Annotated in this window: 16 protein-coding genes; all 16 read left to right on the top strand. The window is 46.8% G+C overall.

Features of this window, described 5'->3' with window-relative positions; translation table 11 throughout:
- Positions 1-20 precede the first annotated feature (20 nt).
- On the top strand, positions 21-1,775 hold the full coding sequence (gene dnaG / locus HMPREF1705_RS06880; RefSeq protein ID WP_009201529.1) for a DNA primase: 1,755 nt from the start codon (positions 21-23) through the stop codon (positions 1,773-1,775).
- The gene (rpoD, locus tag HMPREF1705_RS06885; protein ID WP_009201528.1) at positions 1,772-3,010 is read left to right on the top strand and encodes an RNA polymerase sigma factor RpoD; all 1,239 of its coding nucleotides are present in this window, start codon (positions 1,772-1,774) and stop codon (positions 3,008-3,010) included. The genes dnaG and rpoD overlap by 4 nt, the downstream gene beginning before the upstream one ends.
- Before the next feature lie 91 nt (positions 3,011-3,101).
- Positions 3,102-4,247, top strand: coding sequence for a baeRF10 domain-containing protein (locus HMPREF1705_RS06890; protein WP_009201527.1), 1,146 nt, complete (start codon positions 3,102-3,104; stop codon positions 4,245-4,247).
- A gap of 206 nt (positions 4,248-4,453) precedes the next feature.
- Positions 4,454-4,723 carry an RNA-binding S4 domain-containing protein gene (locus HMPREF1705_RS06895; RefSeq protein WP_009201526.1) on the top strand — a complete coding sequence of 90 codons (270 nt, stop codon included), beginning with the start codon at positions 4,454-4,456 and terminating at the stop codon, positions 4,721-4,723.
- Between the two features lie 27 nt (positions 4,724-4,750).
- Complete coding sequence (gene eno, locus HMPREF1705_RS06900; protein ID WP_009201525.1) at positions 4,751-6,043, top strand: phosphopyruvate hydratase; 1,293 nt, start codon at positions 4,751-4,753, stop codon at positions 6,041-6,043.
- Positions 6,040-6,684: a redox-sensing transcriptional repressor Rex gene (locus HMPREF1705_RS06905; RefSeq protein ID WP_009201524.1), complete on the top strand. Its 645-nt coding sequence runs from the start codon at positions 6,040-6,042 to the stop codon at positions 6,682-6,684. The genes eno and HMPREF1705_RS06905 overlap by 4 nt, the downstream gene beginning before the upstream one ends.
- A gap of 83 nt (positions 6,685-6,767) precedes the next feature.
- Positions 6,768-7,067 (top strand): preprotein translocase subunit YajC, encoded by a 300-nt coding sequence (gene yajC / locus HMPREF1705_RS06910; protein WP_370739596.1) that lies wholly within the window; start codon positions 6,768-6,770, stop codon positions 7,065-7,067.
- 96 nt (positions 7,068-7,163) lie between these two features.
- Positions 7,164-8,567 carry a protein translocase subunit SecD gene (gene secD, locus HMPREF1705_RS06915; protein ID WP_040348176.1) on the top strand — a complete coding sequence of 468 codons (1,404 nt, stop codon included), beginning with the start codon at positions 7,164-7,166 and terminating at the stop codon, positions 8,565-8,567.
- Entirely contained in the window at positions 8,567-9,463 is an 897-nt protein-coding gene (gene secF / locus HMPREF1705_RS06920) for a protein translocase subunit SecF (RefSeq protein ID WP_009201521.1), read from the top strand. The genes secD and secF overlap by 1 nt, the downstream gene beginning before the upstream one ends.
- 143 nt (positions 9,464-9,606) lie before the next feature.
- Positions 9,607-9,906, top strand: coding sequence for a hypothetical protein (locus HMPREF1705_RS06925; protein ID WP_009201520.1), 300 nt, complete (start codon positions 9,607-9,609; stop codon positions 9,904-9,906).
- A 30-nt stretch (positions 9,907-9,936) separates the two neighbouring features.
- Positions 9,937-11,388 (top strand): radical SAM protein, encoded by a 1,452-nt coding sequence (locus tag HMPREF1705_RS06930; protein WP_009201519.1) that lies wholly within the window; start codon positions 9,937-9,939, stop codon positions 11,386-11,388.
- Between the two features lie 27 nt (positions 11,389-11,415).
- Positions 11,416-11,781 carry a LapA family protein gene (locus HMPREF1705_RS06935; protein WP_009201518.1) on the top strand — a complete coding sequence of 122 codons (366 nt, stop codon included), beginning with the start codon at positions 11,416-11,418 and terminating at the stop codon, positions 11,779-11,781.
- 59 nt (positions 11,782-11,840) lie between these two features.
- Positions 11,841-13,430: a single-stranded-DNA-specific exonuclease RecJ gene (locus HMPREF1705_RS06940; protein WP_242603557.1), complete on the top strand. Its 1,590-nt coding sequence runs from the start codon at positions 11,841-11,843 to the stop codon at positions 13,428-13,430.
- 20 nt (positions 13,431-13,450) lie between these two features.
- Positions 13,451-15,745, top strand: a complete 2,295-nt coding sequence (locus tag HMPREF1705_RS06945) for a RelA/SpoT family protein (RefSeq protein ID WP_009201516.1) — start codon at positions 13,451-13,453, stop codon at positions 15,743-15,745.
- A gap of 4 nt (positions 15,746-15,749) precedes the next feature.
- A complete protein-coding gene (gene dtd, locus HMPREF1705_RS06950; RefSeq protein ID WP_009201515.1) occupies positions 15,750-16,205 on the top strand; it encodes a D-aminoacyl-tRNA deacylase in 456 nt (151 codons plus the stop codon).
- Positions 16,202-16,846: an MBL fold metallo-hydrolase gene (locus HMPREF1705_RS06955; RefSeq protein ID WP_009201514.1), complete on the top strand. Its 645-nt coding sequence runs from the start codon at positions 16,202-16,204 to the stop codon at positions 16,844-16,846. Before dtd ends, HMPREF1705_RS06955 begins: the two co-directional genes overlap by 4 nt.
- Positions 16,847-16,889: the final 43 nt, after the last annotated feature.

A 16,889-nucleotide genomic window follows, 5' to 3' on the forward strand; every position in this document is an offset into this window, starting at 1 on the left:
TTGGCTTTGGAGGGGTTGGTTTGGATAAATTTCAAATAGAAGAGATAAAAAAAAGGCTCGACATATTGGACATTGTAGGCGATTATGTTCAATTAAAAAAAGTAGGAAAAGGGTATAGAGCTCTGTGCCCATTCCACAGCGAGAAAACGCCGTCTTTTTACGTTATGCCCGACAGGCAGTTCTTTCATTGTTTTGGCTGCGGCAAAGGCGGTGATGTCATATCTTTTGTAATGGAGATCGAGGGGCTGAGCTTTCCCGATGCCATTGAATTGCTTGCCAACAGGGTTGGAATCAAAATCGATAGCAATGAAACCAGGCGCAACGAGTGGAACCTAAGCGAAGTCATGGAGAAAGCACTTAAGATATACCGTGACAGCCTGGAAAGCGCGGGAGGAGAAGTTGCCAGAAAGTATCTAATTCAGAGGAGGCTACTGGAGAAGTGGTGGTCCCGCTTCGAGATAGGGTGGGCGCCTCCTTCATGGGATTATTTGTGGCGCCTGCTCAATAAGGCCGGCATTCCTTCGAAAGCTGCGATCGAATGCGGTTTGGTTATCGAAGGTCAACGGGGTTTGTACGATCGTTTCAGAGGTAGAATAATCTTTCCCATTAGGGATGTAATAGGTCGGTTAATTGGCTTTGGAGGACGTTCCATAGCGGGTGAGGGCGCCAAATATATCAACACGCCGGAAAGCCCCCTGTTTCATAAAGGACGATGCCTATATCTGCTTAATGTGGCCAAGGATGCCATGCGCGAGAAGGGGCGGGCGATTTTAGTCGAAGGCTACATGGATGCAATCAGACTGCACATATCGGGGTTTGGCGAATCCGTGGCGTCTCTGGGGACGGCATTGACCGAGGAACAGGCAAATTTGATAAGCAGATTTGCCGATGTTTGTTACGTTTGCTACGATGCCGATACGGCCGGTCAGGAAGCGGCAATACGGGGGATGTATCTGTTGCAGGCTTCGGGTTTACAGGTAAAAGTAGTTGTCTTGCCCCATGGTGTCGATCCGGATGAGTTTTTATCGAAGGAGGGGGAGAGGGCCTTCAAGGAGCTTTTAAGTCAAAGCCTCCATCTTCCTCTTTATCATTTAAAAATAAGAGAGAAAGCATTAAAAGATCTCTCTCTGCGAAAGAAAGCTGTAGAGGAATTGCTAGAATCTTTCTCCGGGATTTCATTGCCCGACCTTGCCCCCTTTATGTCCCAAATAGCTTCTGCCTTGGAGGTTCCCAGGTATGCCTTGGAGAATATGCTGTTGAACTTTGGGGCAAATAAAACCAGGGCTGAAGATGAAAAAAAAGGGAAATCGGCCAAATCTAGCGTATATATAAATGAAAGCAAGAAACAGGATGAAAAAAGCTTGGCGGTCGATGCGAAAGAAGCGGCTCTTTTTGCTCTTCTATGGAACGATCCGGAAAAAAGGCATCATTTTAGGGAGGAGGAGATATATCCTCTAATTTCAGACGAAAGGATAAAAACGTTGGTTGCGGCCTTAATTAACGGCGAATCCACGGAAGAATTGGAGAAACGATGGTTGAATTCAGGGGACCTCTTTCCCTTGCAAACCTTGGCCCTGGGTAACGCCTTTTGCGAACAATTCGAGGAAGGAATAAGCCCCTGGGACGTAATTGTAGGCGAACTGAGGTTGAGATCGATTAAATTTAGATATGACGAGCTTTATTCGAAGATGCTCAAAGGGGAAGCCAATTACGATGAAATAAAGGAAATGCGAAAGATAGCTTCCTTGTTGAAGGGAGGAAAGGAGGACAGATGAACAGGAAAGACAACAGCAAAAAAGAAAAAGATAAAGATAAAGATAAAGATATTGAAAAGTCGGTAAAATTCGAAGGCGAAGACAGACAAATGGAGCGTAACGAGAACATCGTGGATCAGGAGTCACAGGAATTAGAAGACATGGAAAGTCACGAAATGGCAGAATTGATAGAAAATATCCGGGAATTGTTGCAGGAGGGGCGACAAAAGGGCTTTATCACATATGATGACCTTGAAAAATATTTGCCCCAGGAGGCCCTAAGTGAGGCTGATATAATGGACAATGTTTACTCCAATCTCTTGGAATTGGGAATAGATGTCAAAGAAGAAGATAAACTTCAAGAGATCAGGCAGGGCGAACTTCTCCCTCAGGTGAGTCTGGAAGAACTTTCGGACATAGAAAGTGTTTCCATATCCGACCCAGTGAGGATGTATTTGAGAGAAATAGGAAAAATCTCTCTGCTTACTCCGGAAGAAGAGGTGGAGCTGGCGAAACGGGTCGAAGAGGGAGAGGAAGAGGCTAAGAAAAAGCTCATAGAGGCGAACCTGCGTCTCGTTGTAAGTATAGCAAAGAAGTATATAGGAAGAGGCTTGTCATTTCTGGATTTGATCCAGGAGGGCAACCTTGGTTTGATACGGGCTGTAGAGAAGTTCGATTACAGAAAGGGATTCAAATTCAGTACCTATGCTACGTGGTGGATCAGGCAGGCCATTACGAGGGCAATTGCTGACCAGGCGCGCACCATCAGAATTCCCGTGCATATGGTGGAGACCATAAATAAGCTCATTCGAGTTTCTCGGCAGTTGGTACAGCAACTGGGTAGAGAGCCGACCATAGAGGAAATAGCACAGTCTTTGGGATTGCCGCCGGAGAAAGTCGAGGACATTCAAAGAATTGCCCAAGAGCCCGTCTCTCTAGAGACGCCTATAGGGGAAGAGGAAGACAGCCAACTGGGAGACTTTTTGGAGGATAAGGAATCTCCCAATCCGGAAGACGCCACGGCGGGTCAATTGTTGCGGGAACAACTGGAAGAGATGCTTGGCGAGCTGACCGAGAGAGAGCGAGAGGTATTGCGCTTGAGATTTGGCCTGGAGGATGGCCATGCCCATACTCTGGAAGAAGTGGGCAAGCGCTTCAACGTTACCAGAGAGCGGATAAGACAAATTGAGGCCAAGGCTTTGCGTAAATTGCGCCACCCCAGCAGGAGCAAAAGGTTGCGAGATTATTTAGAATAAAGAAAAGGATTACTTAATGTGATCGATGAGGGTTGTAATTGAAGAAGGCGAAGTATGAAATAATGTAACCTTTAAAGAGGGGGTGCGGTTGATGTTCGAAGACGTAGTCAAGGGATTGTTGAGGGAATGCGAAGGGAAGCCCTTTCTTATGTCGCTGTACGTTGATTGCGATAGAGCGCAAAGGTCGGCCAAGGAGATACTGATCGATCTTAAAAATCTTCAAAAAAAGGCCTCTGAGGAGGTGAAATACTTTTGCGGAGATGCTAATTGCAAGCAATGTAACGAAACCATCGCTTCGATATTTAATGAGTTGAGCGACGAACTATCTCACGGCGGTTTCAGCGAAGCTAAAGGAGTGTCCTGTTTTGCTGACCTGCATGGAGATTATCGTCGATTTATAGGACTTCCCATATCGGTAGAGAATAAAATAAAATTTCTGGACCACCCTTTTTTGGCGCCCCTTGTCGAAGCCCTGTCCCCTCACAAACTCGCCCTCGCTGCGGTCGTTGAGGCCAGAAGGGCTACATTTTTCAGGGTATACGCAAGTTCCGTCGATAAGCTCATGACCTTGGAAGAGGATGTACCTCCCAAGGTTAAATCTGCAGGGTGGTATGGACTCGAAGAGACGAGAATTAAAAGACATGTCGAAGATCACGTGGAAAAACATTTGAAAAACGTCGGGGCAACCATGAGAGCCCTCTACGATGAAGACAATTACTCAATTATATTGGTGGGAGGCAACACTAATTACGCTTTGGTCGTCGCCGATCTTCTTAAAGAGATAATTACCGGAATTCCCGTCGAAGTCTTGGAAAATCTTGGAATTACCGATCAGCCCAGGGCGGTAGTCGATGCTGTTGCCAATCATGCCCTTCAGACCTTTGTAGCCGAGAGTTCGAACTTGATCGAAGGCCTCATAACGGAGCATGAAAAAGGTGGTTTGGCCGTTGCTGGGCTTAGGGGGGTAATTCACGCTTCTAATCTTCATGCCATACATAAGCTCATTGTCGACAGTCATAAGGAGATAGCCGGCAAAAGGTGTTCTTCTTGTGGTACATTGGGCTTAGACGAGGATCTCTGCCCCTTGTGTCATGGCAGGATGGAAGATATTGAAGACGTAATAGATCTTTTGATTTACAAGACTTTGTGCGATGATGGCGATGTGAGGGTGATTGGGGGCGAGTCTCCTTTAAGGGAGTATGAAGGCGTAGGGGCAACTTTACGCTTCTCAATATAATGTGAAAACAAAGTCGAGTGGCAAAGAGTATGTCCCCGCTCGACTTTGTTTTTTGTTAAAATAAATAGCATCGGTTTATGAGATTTGGATTATAAGTTAAGATGAACCTGATGTTGATAAGAAATTAAAATCTTTGTGTTGATCGGAGCCTGTGTTATATTTATACTCATTCCCAAGGCGTTTGTGTCACTAGAGGGGCATAGATAATGAGGATCGACAAGTATTTAAAGATATCCCATATTGTAAAAAGGCGTTCAGTGGCGCAAGAAATGATTGCGGCAGGAGTGGTAAGGTTAAACGGCAGGCCTGTCAAAGCTTCTTCTATGGTAAAGGTGGGCGACATAGTTGAGGTTGCCTTCCCAAGGAGGACTTTGAAGGTTTCGGTTATATGTAACGATGAGCTATTGTTGAAAAAGGGCAATCGCAGTTACGAAGTATTAGAGGAGCATGTAGTAGAGCACAAGGATATACCTTAACCTGATCATTTAAGAGAGGTGAAGTTGATGGGCCACATAGTTGGCGTAAATGCTCGCGAAATTCTTGATTCCAGGGGTAATCCTACTGTTGAAGCAGAGGTTTGGCTGGATAGCGGATTAATGGCAAGGGCAGCAGTCCCCTCCGGTGCCTCTACCGGAAAGCATGAGGCTGTCGAGTTAAGGGACGGAGACGGACGTTACGGGGGTAAGGGCGTTCGCAGAGCCGTAGTCAATGTCAAAGAAAAGATAGCTCCCGAAATAATAGGGATCGATCCTGGCGAACAGGCGCTTATAGATAATATAATGATCGAATTGGATGGCACCCCAAACAAAAGCAACCTGGGAGCGAACGCAATCCTAGCCGTTTCCATGGCTGTGGCGAGGTTGGCAGCTATGGAAAGGGAACTTCCGCTGTGGAGATATATTGGCGGATTGGGCCCCTTCCTTTTGCCCACTCCGATGATGAACGTTATAAACGGAGGAGCTCATGCCGATAACAATCTGGATGTACAGGAATTCATGATAGTGCCCCATGGTGCGGAAAGTTTTGGCGAAGCTCTTAGAATGGGGACGGAGGTTTATCACTCTTTAAAGAAGCTGCTGAAGAACAAAGGTAAAAATACATCCGTAGGCGACGAGGGGGGGTTTGCGCCCGATTTGGCCGGTGCTGAGGAAGCCTTAGAGGTTTTGGTCGAAGCCATTGCCGGCTGCGGGTATAAGCCGGGAGAAGATATTAGTTTAGCATTGGACGTGGCTGCCTCCGAGCTTTACGACGATGGTCTTTATCGCTTTAAGGGGGAGGGAAAGGATTATAACCCCGAACAGTTAGTTGAGTATTACTTGAAATTGTGCCGAAATTATCCCTTCGTCGTGTCCATAGAGGATGGCATGGCGGAAGACGATTTCGAGGGCTGGAAGATGTTGACCCAGGCCCTCGGCGGCGAAATACAGTTGGTGGGCGATGATATATTCGTTACCAATCCAAAGAGGCTTGCTGTGGGTATTGAGGAAGGAATGGCCAATGCAGTGCTCGTAAAGCTCAATCAAATAGGGACATTGACCGAAACTCTCGAAGTAATAGACATGGCAGTCAGGAATTCCTATTCAGCAATAATATCCCACAGATCTGGCGAGACGGACGATCCTTTCATCAGCGATCTGTCAGTTTCCGTTGGCGTGGGGCAGATAAAGACAGGGGCACCTGCTCGTGTAGATAGAGTGGCTAAATATAATCAGCTTTTAAGGATCGCAGAAGATTTGGGCGATCTTGCGCTGTTTGCCGGGCTGAAAACCTTTAGAGGAAGGAAGGCAGAGAGATGAGAATAGCCGAGCCAACAGTTGAGAGATTGGTGCAATATATTCGTTATCTCGAGCGTTGTAGAGAAGCTGGGAAAAGGGTAATTTCTTCCCAAGAGATCGGCGACGGACTCGGTATCAAGGCAAGCCAAGTCCGTAAAGATCTGTCCTATTTTGGAGAAATAGGGAAAAGAGGCGTAGGCTATAATGTAGAGAAGTTATATGGCCATCTTAATACAATTTTCGCCCCACCGAAGACCTGGAAAATAGCCATGATAGGTATTGGAAACCTGGGGGAGGCTTTGTTGGGCTACAAAGCCTTCGAGAGCGATAAGTTTCGAATTGTTGCGCTATTTGACATAGATCCGGCCAAAATAGGCCGCAAAATACACGGCATTCCCTGTTATGACGTCGAGGATATGCCTCAAGTGTTAAATGATGAAGGCGTAGAAGTTTTAATCATAACCACGCCTTCTTCGGCAGCCCAGGATGTCGTCGATAAGGCGACCGAAAGCGTTCCTATTAAGGGGATACTCAACTTTGCGCCGACAACTTTGGTTGTGCCGGAGCATATTATACTTTACAATGTCGATATATTTGTAGAACTCGAGAAATTGCTTTTTTATATAAAGCTGAAAGAAATGGGAGGAAATATTTGGGGTTAAAAGATCTTTTGCAATTGTTGCGAGTTATTTATTAGCTTAGATGTAAATTTAATTAATTTTTCATTAATATAGGAGGGATTTCCTTGAACGGACAAGCTGGATTGTTAGGTATGATGTGGCCACTGTTGCTATTTATTGTGATATTTTATTTTTTACTGATAAGACCGCAAAAGAAGCGCCAAAAGCAGCACCAGGATATGTTAAATTCCATCAAGCGCGGAGATCAGGTCGTCACGGCAGGAGGCATCTTCGGTACGGTGCGAGACGTTAAAGACGATAGCTTCATCATTGAAGTAAGCGACGGAGTAAAAGTAAGGGTGTTGAAAAATGCTATATCAATGAAACGTGGCGGCGGAGAAGCAGGAGAGGCGACGGTAGGATAAAAAATAATAAAATATGCAATTCGATAGATAGGACGCGATGTTTTTCTAGCGAAATTATATTAGTTGCTGCTTTTTCATTTAGGAGGTAGAAATCAATTGCCCAGACATGAACGCTGGAAAATAATACTGATCCTGGTTATTCTGATCGCATCTGTTTTAGCTATATATCCTCCGGACGAAAAAATAAAGCTGGGTTTGGATCTCAAGGGCGGGGTTCATATACTGCTACAGGCCAAGGGAACGCCGGATAACCCGATCACAGGCGATAGCATCGAACGCCTGATAGCCGTGATGAGAAATCGAATCGATCAGTATGGTGTGGCTGAACCCGTCATTCAGCGAGAGGGCGGCGATCGAGTAGTTGTCGAACTGCCTGGACTGGATGACCCCGAAGCCGCCATCGAACTGATCGGGAAGACGGCAATGCTTGAGTTTAGACCTGTGGTGGATGTAACGCCGGCAATACCGAGAGAGCCCGAAAGGCAAAACTACGATACTGATGAGGAATATCAATCTGCATTAAAAAGGTGGCAGGAGTATCGCGATCAATCCCTTTCCCTGGAAGAAAAGCTGCGGGTTCGTAGCCAAAGCGATCCTTCTTTTACGGTGGCAAGGGGAGAGGATGGGAGGATCTATTTATTGGGTCCTGCCGAGGTTACTGGTAAACATTTGACGGATGCCAGAGTAGCCTTCGATAATTTGGGAAGACCTGTGGTGACTCTCAAATTTAACAAGGAGGGTACGAACCTTTTTGACGAACTTTCCAGCGAAAACATAGGCAAGCAAGTAGCCATCCTCCTCGATGGAGTTGTCATATCTGCGCCTGTGGTACAGGAGAGGATAAGTGCCGGAGAGGCGCAGATCAGCGGCAGGTTTACCACGGACGAAGCCCAAAGGCTTGCCATAATGCTTCGAGCAGGAGCATTACCTGTCACGGTAGAGATCCTGGAGACGAGGTCAATAGGGCCTACTTTGGGCGCGGATTCCATCAGATCGGGGGTAAGGGCTGGTCTTATCGGGGCTGCTTTGATCTTCATATTTATGATTATATATTACTCTGCAATAGGCTTAGTGGCTGATATCTCTTTGGTGATGACTATACTGTTGTTGCTTGCGGGTTTGGCCAGTTTCAAGGCAACCCTTACCTTGCCTGGGATAGCCGGGATAATCCTTACCATCGGAATGGCCGTAGATGGAAATATATTAATATATGAACGAATAAAGGAAGAACTGAGGAGCGGAAAGACCGTCATGGCGTCGGTCGATGCCGGCTTTAGAAAGGCCTTTATTACAATAATTGACGCTAATTTGACTACACTCTTCGCGGCCGTCTTCCTTTTCTATTACGGCACAGGACCAATCAGGGGATTTGCAGTTACATTGAGCATAGGTATTCTGGCGAGTGTTTTTTGTGCCGTCTTCGTAACCAGGGTTTTGCTGCGAATCTTCATCTCTAAGCGGAAAAAACTATTGTTCCCCGCTTTTAAGGAGAGATCCTAATGTTCATTAAGTTGAAGTCGGACTTTAATTTTATGAAATACCGAAAAATCGCTCTTGGGCTCAGTTTGTGCCTGATAATTTCAAGCCTACTTTTACTGGCGACAAGGGGTTTAAATTTCGGCATAGACTTTGCCGGTGGAATGCTTTTTCAGCTGGAGTTCGATTCTCCCCTATCTGTTTCGGAGATCAGAACTTCTTTGGAGAGGGCCGGTTTCGGTGGGGCTGTCATACAGCTTTATAGCGATAGAGGCGTTTTGATCCGCGTAAAAAGCGACAGGGAGGGCGACCAAAAGAAAGTTTTGGACTCTTTGAGGAGTAGTGCGGGCAAAGACTTCAGGGTGCTGCGGGCAGAAATGGTCGGCCCAGTCGTGGGAAGTCAATTGCGCAAGAGCGCAGCACTTGCGACCGTCTTTGCCCTCCTTGCCATGCTTGCTTACATCACAATAAGGTTTAGGTTGAGGTTTGCGGTAGGCGCAGTCATCGCCCTCGTTCACGACGTGATCATTACGCTGGGCATTTTCAGCTTGACCTTTCAGGAGATATCCATGCCCTTTATTGCCGGCATGCTTACCCTTGTAGGTTATTCCATCAACGATACAATAGTCGTATTTGACAGGGTTAGGGAGAATTTAAAAAACCCCAAGGGGATGGCTTTTGTCGATCTCTTCAACAGCTCAATCAATCAGGTGTTATCGCGGACTATCAATACGTCTTTGACGACCTTTTTCCCCGTCTTGGCTCTTTTTTTGTGGGGCGGTAAAGCTATCTCAGATTTCTCAATGGCGCTATTGGTTGGAATTGTAGTTGGCACTTACAGCTCCATATATATAGCAGGAACGGTTGTTGTCGAGTGGAACATGAGGTCGCGCGGTAAAGTCCTGTCGCAGGGGCGTTAAGTTCTTGAGTTTCAGACTCTCGGGCAATCGGTCGCATAAAAGTTGGTTAGGCACGAATTTTCGCCCCAGTTGTTTAAATTGCATTTTGGGTTAGAATAAAAATTGATATAAATGCTTACAATATAAAAAGGGGGTCGTCCTATATGGATTCGGTAATTCAGTTGATTTTGGGAGGATTTGGCGTTAGCGACGACCTTGTATCTCTATGTAAGTCTTATATGAGCACACTGGTTGAAGAGGGCGCCATGGAACAGTGGGCCATGGATAGGGTGATAGGACAGCTCGAGGAAGAGCTTGCAAGAAGACGTGAGGCGTTGATCCAGGGGTTTAAAAGCGAGATGGAGAAATTTCTCTCCTTTTTGCCCTTGGTTACAATAGAGCAATTTAAAGCATTAGAGGCAAGGGTGAAAGCTTTGGAGGAAAGAGAAAACACTTGCAATTAGGGTCGTGCTAGCTTAAAGGAGGCGTTTTCGATGGTTATGAGTTTAACGGATCGACTAAAGGGAATGGTTTCGATTGCCCTCTTGAACCAGATCGTCAAGTTGGTGGAAGAGGGCAACGACGAAAAGCTAGCTTCGCTGTTCGATACGATTTCTCGTTTGGCACCGGCAAAATTTCAACGGGAAACTTTCAGTGAAATGGCACAAATGGCCAGAGAAAACCATCCCTTTGTTGGCGTATTTAGAAGGGTATTCCAGGAGCTTCATCCTAACTGTCGAAAGAAGCTCATCGTGAACCTTATAGTTAATTTCATGGTCCTCTCTCGCGGCATAAGAGACAGAAAGATGAGAGAGCTTGATATACACATACCCAATTTTATGGTGATCAGCCCGACTATGAGGTGTAATCTGAAATGCAAAGGTTGTTACGCCGGATCCTATGACACGTCGACCGATTTGACTGCCGGGGAAATTGATGATCTGATAACGCAGGCCAAGGAATTGGGAATGTACTTCTTCACTATATCCGGAGGAGAGCCCTTTACGAGGAAGGACCTTTTCGACATATGGGCAAAGCATGATGACTGCTATTTTCAAGTATATACCAACGGGACGTTGATTACGGATGAGGTTGCGGACAAATTGGTGGAGCTTGGGAATGTGGCCCCTATGATCTCCATCGAAGGAACGCCGGAAGAGACAGAATACAGACGAGGCCAGGGAATGTACGGCAAGATCATAGAGACCTACAGAAGGCTTAGGAGGAAAGGTGTTCTTTACGGCTTCAGTGCGACATGTACGCGTTCTAGCGCTTCTTACATTTCCAGCGACGAGTTCATCAAGTGCATGCTCGAAGAGGGTTGTAAGGTTGGTTGGTTCTTCCAATATATCCCAACCGGTCTCAATCCGGATCTCTCTTATATGGCAACGCCTGAGCAGCGAGCTCACCTTAAGGAAAAAGTTGAAGAGTGGAGATCGAAGTATCCCATATTTTTGGGCGACTTCTGGAACGACGGCCCCTATGTCGATGGCTGCATTGCCGCCGGTTTTCGTTACCTGCACGTGATATCCAACGGAGATGTCGAGCCCTGCGTGTTCTGTCATTTTGCCGTAGACAACATAAGAGAGAAAAGCCTCGTTGAGGTGCTGTCTAGTCCTTTCTTCGAGGCGATACGTTCGAGGCAACCTTACGATGATGACAATTTACTCAGACCATGCCTTATCATAGACCACCCGGCAGTGCTGAGGGAATTGGTCATAGAGTACGGAGCACATCCCACGCATCCCGGGGCCGACAAGCTTCTCGATGAGCTTGCTTCTGGATTGGACGAATACGCCAGAAGGATGAAGGCGATTTACGATCCGATTTGGGAGGAAAGAGAACGCCAAAAGTACCTTAAAAACCTTGAAAAGGAGGATAACCCCGATATTAAGGGAAGATATGAGAAAAGATGCGTTAATTGCGGCACAAAGGGCGAGAGGTAAATTTTATGGACTGAAGGTGGGGCTTTCATGAAAAGTTATGTTGTGGCTCTTGCACTTGGAATGTTGTTGGCAGCCTTCTACGCTGTCCAAAATAGCGGAACCGTGATCGTAAAATTTCTGACGTGGCAATGGTCTCTTCATCAAGGCATATGGGAAGTGTTGGTCTTTGCTGCCGGTGCCGTTTTGATGTGGATAACTTCTTTATTTGCTCAGTTAGAATATAAGAACAGATACAAAAGCGACACAAAAGAACTTAAAAGGCGCATTGCAGAACTGGAAGACGAAAAGCGGTCCCTTTTGAACGCCCTGCAACGAGAAGGCAATGCCGGTTCGCGAGAGGTCTTCCCCCAGGGAGAATACGTTGCAAATGAAGGGGTAGAAGCTGAGAAGTGATTCCCCTACAAGATAACGCGCGTCTTCGTATTTGGGGGATAGAGGATGCTCCGCGCGAATTGGTAGACTCGTTGCAGTGTCATGAGCTAACGGCCTTAACTTTGCGAATTAAATATGGTGACCGCTTGGATATCTCAAAGGCTCGGGCATGGTTGCGCCCGAGCCTAAATTCGTTATTGGCTAGTCTTTTCCTTTGTGAGGGAGGGGAGGCAGTTTTTCCAACTTTAAGAGCACTTCCAAAGGGCAGCAAGGTTGCTCTTTACGGGGACTACGATGTGGATGGGGTGGCCTCTGCATTGCTTGCCAGTGAATTTGCCCGTGAAAAGGGATGGCATGTTCGATATTATCTCCCCCATAGGCTAAAAGACGGATATGGTTTAAATCCTAATGTCGTTAAGGTAATAGCGCGTATGGGTTTTGATCTTCTGATCGTTACCGACTGCGGAAGCAAAAATGAGAAGGAAATCGATCTTGCCCTCGATATGGGTTTGAAAGTGGCGGTGTTCGATCATCATCTTGTTGACAAAATTTGCCATCGTGAATGTATAATTAATCCTCACATAGGGGGAGATGAAGAAGCGAGGAAGCTGTCTGCCGCAGGAGTTTTGTGGTGTTGGCTGTGGCAAAGCGGCCTTGTGTCGCAGGATTGGTTGTTGGACAGATTGGATATAGTCTCCCTATCAGTAGTTGGCGATTCAATGCCCCTTGGCCTGCTGAATAGAGCCCTCGTGAGGGAAGGTCTTAAACGGTTAGAGACGACTCAAAGGCCGGGCTTGAGATATCTATTCGACAAACTTTCTATAATATATCCTATCGATGAAAATCAGTTAGCGATGAAGCTAAATCCATGTTTAAATTCGGCAGGAAGGATTTCCCTTGCAGAGACGGCTCTGAAGGCGCTCGAACATTCCAGGGAGAGCATCAAGGCTGCCCTGGAACTTGTGAATTTAAACTATCAGCGCAAAAAGCTGAGCGGCGAGCTGTACAACCAGGCCACTACGGGATTGCGTGATGGACGTTTCAAGTTCGTTGTGGATTCAGCTCATTGGCCTTTAGGGCTTTTGAGCAGTGTGGCGAGCAGGTTGTGCTACGAGTTCAACAGGCCTATAGTTTTGGCTGCTCAGAACGGCGGAAATGTGAGAGCTTCTTTGAGGGTGCCGGAGGGTTTAAACGCTATAGAAATATTGGAAAAGATATCCTCCCATTTAAAAAGCTGGGGAGGCCATAAGGGTGCGGCAGGCTTCAGTGTCGATGCGAAAGGATGGCATGAGGTAAAGAAAAAGCTCGAAGAAAGCTTGTCGAAGTGCTGTTTACTCGGGAGCGTTTCGGAAAACGAGGACGCAATATCGTTTGAGCCTAAGATGTGGGATTTGCATCTATGGGAGCGATTTAGGGAGCTTGCCCCCTTCGGCGAGGGCAACGAGATGCCCTACTTCTTTATAAGCCATCAATATGATGATGTAATGAAACCTCTAAGAGGAGGGAGTCATTATCGTCTTTTATCAAGGAGTGGCGAAGTATTGATATTTAATTTCAGTGAAGCAGAAAAGTACAAAGGCAGAATCAAAGGGTGGCTGTACCGCCCCTTCGTCGATGCCTTTGGGGGAAAGCTTAAGTTGTCCATGAAAGCAGAAAAAGCAGTCATATGAATTGTCAGGGGAGTAGCTAAATGAATGAAGGTAGCGAAAGTCGCATGATGTACGGCTACCAGTGGAGCGGGATGCAGAGTCCCTCATCCCAGGGGATGGATAAGGCCCTACGGATTTTGCGCGATAGCTTCATGGGTCGCATCCCTGAAGAGAGCAGGACGACTGCCGTAAGTTTAGCTTGGCAGGAGCTTTGGAGTAAGGCGGCGAAATACCTGGATAAGAACGAATTAAAGCTCCTGGGGGAAGCTTTTGTGTATGCCGCTAACAAGCATAAGAACCAAAAAAGGGCTACGGGGGAACCTTATGTGGTGCATGTCCTCTCGGTGGCCGGTATACTTTCCGATGTCAATATAGATGTTGAAACTCTTGTAGCCGCGCTCTTGCATGATGTCATTGAAGATACCGATTCTACTTTCGAGGAAGTTAAGGCTAAATTCGGCACGAACGTTGCAGTGCTTGTCGATGGGGTAACAAAACTTGGAAACATCGACTTTAAGACCGTAGAGGACTATCAGGCTGAGAATTTGCGCAAGATGTTTTTAGTGATGGCCAAAGACATTCGGGTCGTGCTAATCAAATTGGCCGACCGCCTTCATAACATGCGTACAATACAGGTCTTGAGAAGGGAAAAGCAGCTTCGCATTGCCAGGGAAACCCTTGAAATATACGCGCCTCTTGCTCATAGGCTCGGCATCTATCATATGAAACGTGAGCTCGAGGATTTGGCCTTTAAAGTCTTGGAACCGGACATGTATTATGAGATTAGGCGGAGGGTAAGAAAGAAACTTCCCGAAAGGGAAGCCATTATAAAAGAAGCTATAGACGCCTTATCCAAAAAATTGGATGAAGGGGGAATAAGGGCCTTCATTACAGGGAGGGCAAAGCACTTTTACAGCATTTACGAAAAGATGAAGCGTAAGAATCTGACAATAGAGCAGATGTACGATCTTCTGGCTTTAAGGGTTATCACAAATTCTGTTGTGGATTGCTACCAGGTTTTGGGCATTGTCCATACCATATGGAAACCTATTCCCGGTCAGTTCGACGATTACATTGCAAATCCTAAAAGCAACATGTATCAATCTTTGCATACCACAGTGGTGGGACCAAGCGGAGAACCCCTGGAAGTACAAATCAGAACCTGGGATATGCATTGGATAGCGGAGTACGGCATTGCTGCCCATTGGAGATACAAGGAAGGTCAGATAAAGCCAGACGACCTGGATACCAAGTTAACGTGGATAAGACAAGTCCTGGAAACGCAGCTAGATTCTTCGGAACCTTCCGAATTCCTAGAGAACTTGAAGGCAGATGTGCTATCGACAGAGGTCTTCGTCTTTACTCCCAAGGGCGATGTGATATCTCTGCCCAAGGGCGCAACTCCTCTGGACTTCGCCTATAATATTCACACCGAGATTGGAAACAAGTGCGTAGGCGCCATGGTGAATGGCCGTATTGTTCCCTTGAGCTACGAGTTAAAAAACGGGGATATAATTAGAATTCTTACATCTCCGCAGGGACACCCTTCCAGAGACTGGTTAAGCATTGTAAACACAGGGCGGGCCCGATCGAAGATAAGAGCCTATTTCAGGGCAATGGAGCAGACCGAGAAAAAAGAAAGGCTGGAAAGAGGGCGGGATCTGCTGCTGTCTGAAATTTCAAAGCATGAAGAATTTAAAGGCTTGGATTTGGAATCCTCTTCCAGCACTTTGAATAAAGTGGCAAGGGATTTTGGCCTGTCAAATAAAGAAGAGCTTTTCGTCGCTATAGGAGAGGGGGGTATTTCGCCCTCCTCTGTGGTGTCTAAGCTTATAGACTCGGAACTTGCGAGGTCTAAGGGTGCGACAAAGGCAATGGGACAACCAAAAACGAAGGAGACGGACTCGGAGATCCTAGTTGAAGGGGCTGGAGGAGTGATGGTCTCGCTGGCCCACTGCTGTTGTCCAGTCCCGGGAGATCAAATTGTCGGTTATGTTACGACAACCAGAGGGATAACAGTGCACAGGTCCGATTGTCCGAATTTGCTGAGAACATCGGATGGTCGAAGGGTTGAGGTCTCCTGGGGGCAGAAGACCAAGGCCTTTTACTCTACTCGCCTCAGGCTGGAGGCTGTCGACAGGCCAGGCTTGTTTGCCGATGTTACACAAGCGATAAACGCAGCCGAGGGAAGTATTCTATCCATAAGCGCCCACGTGGTCGATAAGAACAGGGCCAGAATGAACATGGAGATATTGGTCAAAGACGTAGAGCAGCTTTACCGAATAATGGCGCGCATCAATTCGATCGAAGGTGTGCTCATGGTTGTTAGGGGGTAAGTATATGCGAGTCGTTTTGCAGAAAGTGCTCTGGGCCAAGGTCGAGGTCGGAGGTGAAATGCTAGGGGAAATAGGCCCCGGTTTGTGCCTTTTGGTTGGTGTATCTCGAGAGGATACCTTGGAAGATGTAAGGTTTATGGCGAATAAAATACCGAATCTGAGGGTTTTTCCTGATGACGAGGGCAAGCTCAACCTTTCCTTAATGGATGTTAAGGGGTCCATTTTGGCCGTTTCTCAGTTTACCCTTTTTGGAGATTGTAGCAAAGGAAGAAGGCCCTCCTTTTTGGGCGCTGCGCCACCCGATATGGCCAATCGACTTTTTGAGGAGTTTTTGGATGAATTGAGGAGAAGCAAGATCGATGTCCAGACGGGACGTTTTCAGACCCACATGAAGGTGAGTCTGTGCAACGACGGCCCGGTTACATTGATAATAGACAGCAAAGAGGTGTTGAATAAATGAAGGTCATGCGATTTCCCTTAGGAGCTCTGTTTGCGAACGGATATTTAGTATATGATGAAGACGGCAATGCCTTTTTCGTGGATCCTGGCGGAGACCCCGATGATGTCATTGCTGTCATCGAGGGCAATTCACTTGAATTGAAGATTATTCTCTTGACCCACGGCCACGTGGATCATATAGCCGGGGTCAAGGCTCTGCAGGATCGCTACGATTGTCCAGTAGCGGTGCATGAAGACGACTCCGGCATGTTGGCCAATCCAATGAAGAACCTTTCTCAATTTGCCGGTGAAAGTGTGAAAGTGGATGGCAGGGTGAAACCCTTGTCCGACGGGGAGTCGATAAATATAGGCTCGATTTTAATAAGGGTTATACATACCCCTGGCCATACTCCGGGAAGCGTCTGCTATCGAGCAAGCCATGAGGGCGAAGAGGTTCTTTTTTCGGGAGATACCATTTTTGCCCTTAGCGTTGGAAGGACTGATTTGCCCGGAGGGGATTTTGCCGCCCTTGAGTCATCGTTGAGAAAATTGGATTATCTTCCCGATGATCTGAAGGTCCTTCCGGGACACGGACCGGAGACGACGCTGGGCAGAGAAAGGCGAGAAAATCCTTTCTGGCCGAGAAAGCGCGATGTGCGCTAAATTGGCCTTTACATCTATTGCCATTATAATTCAGCGTTTTTGG

This window comes from Acetomicrobium hydrogeniformans ATCC BAA-1850 (assembly GCF_000160455.2).
Lineage (GTDB): Bacteria > Synergistota > Synergistia > Synergistales > Acetomicrobiaceae > Acetomicrobium > Acetomicrobium thermoterrenum.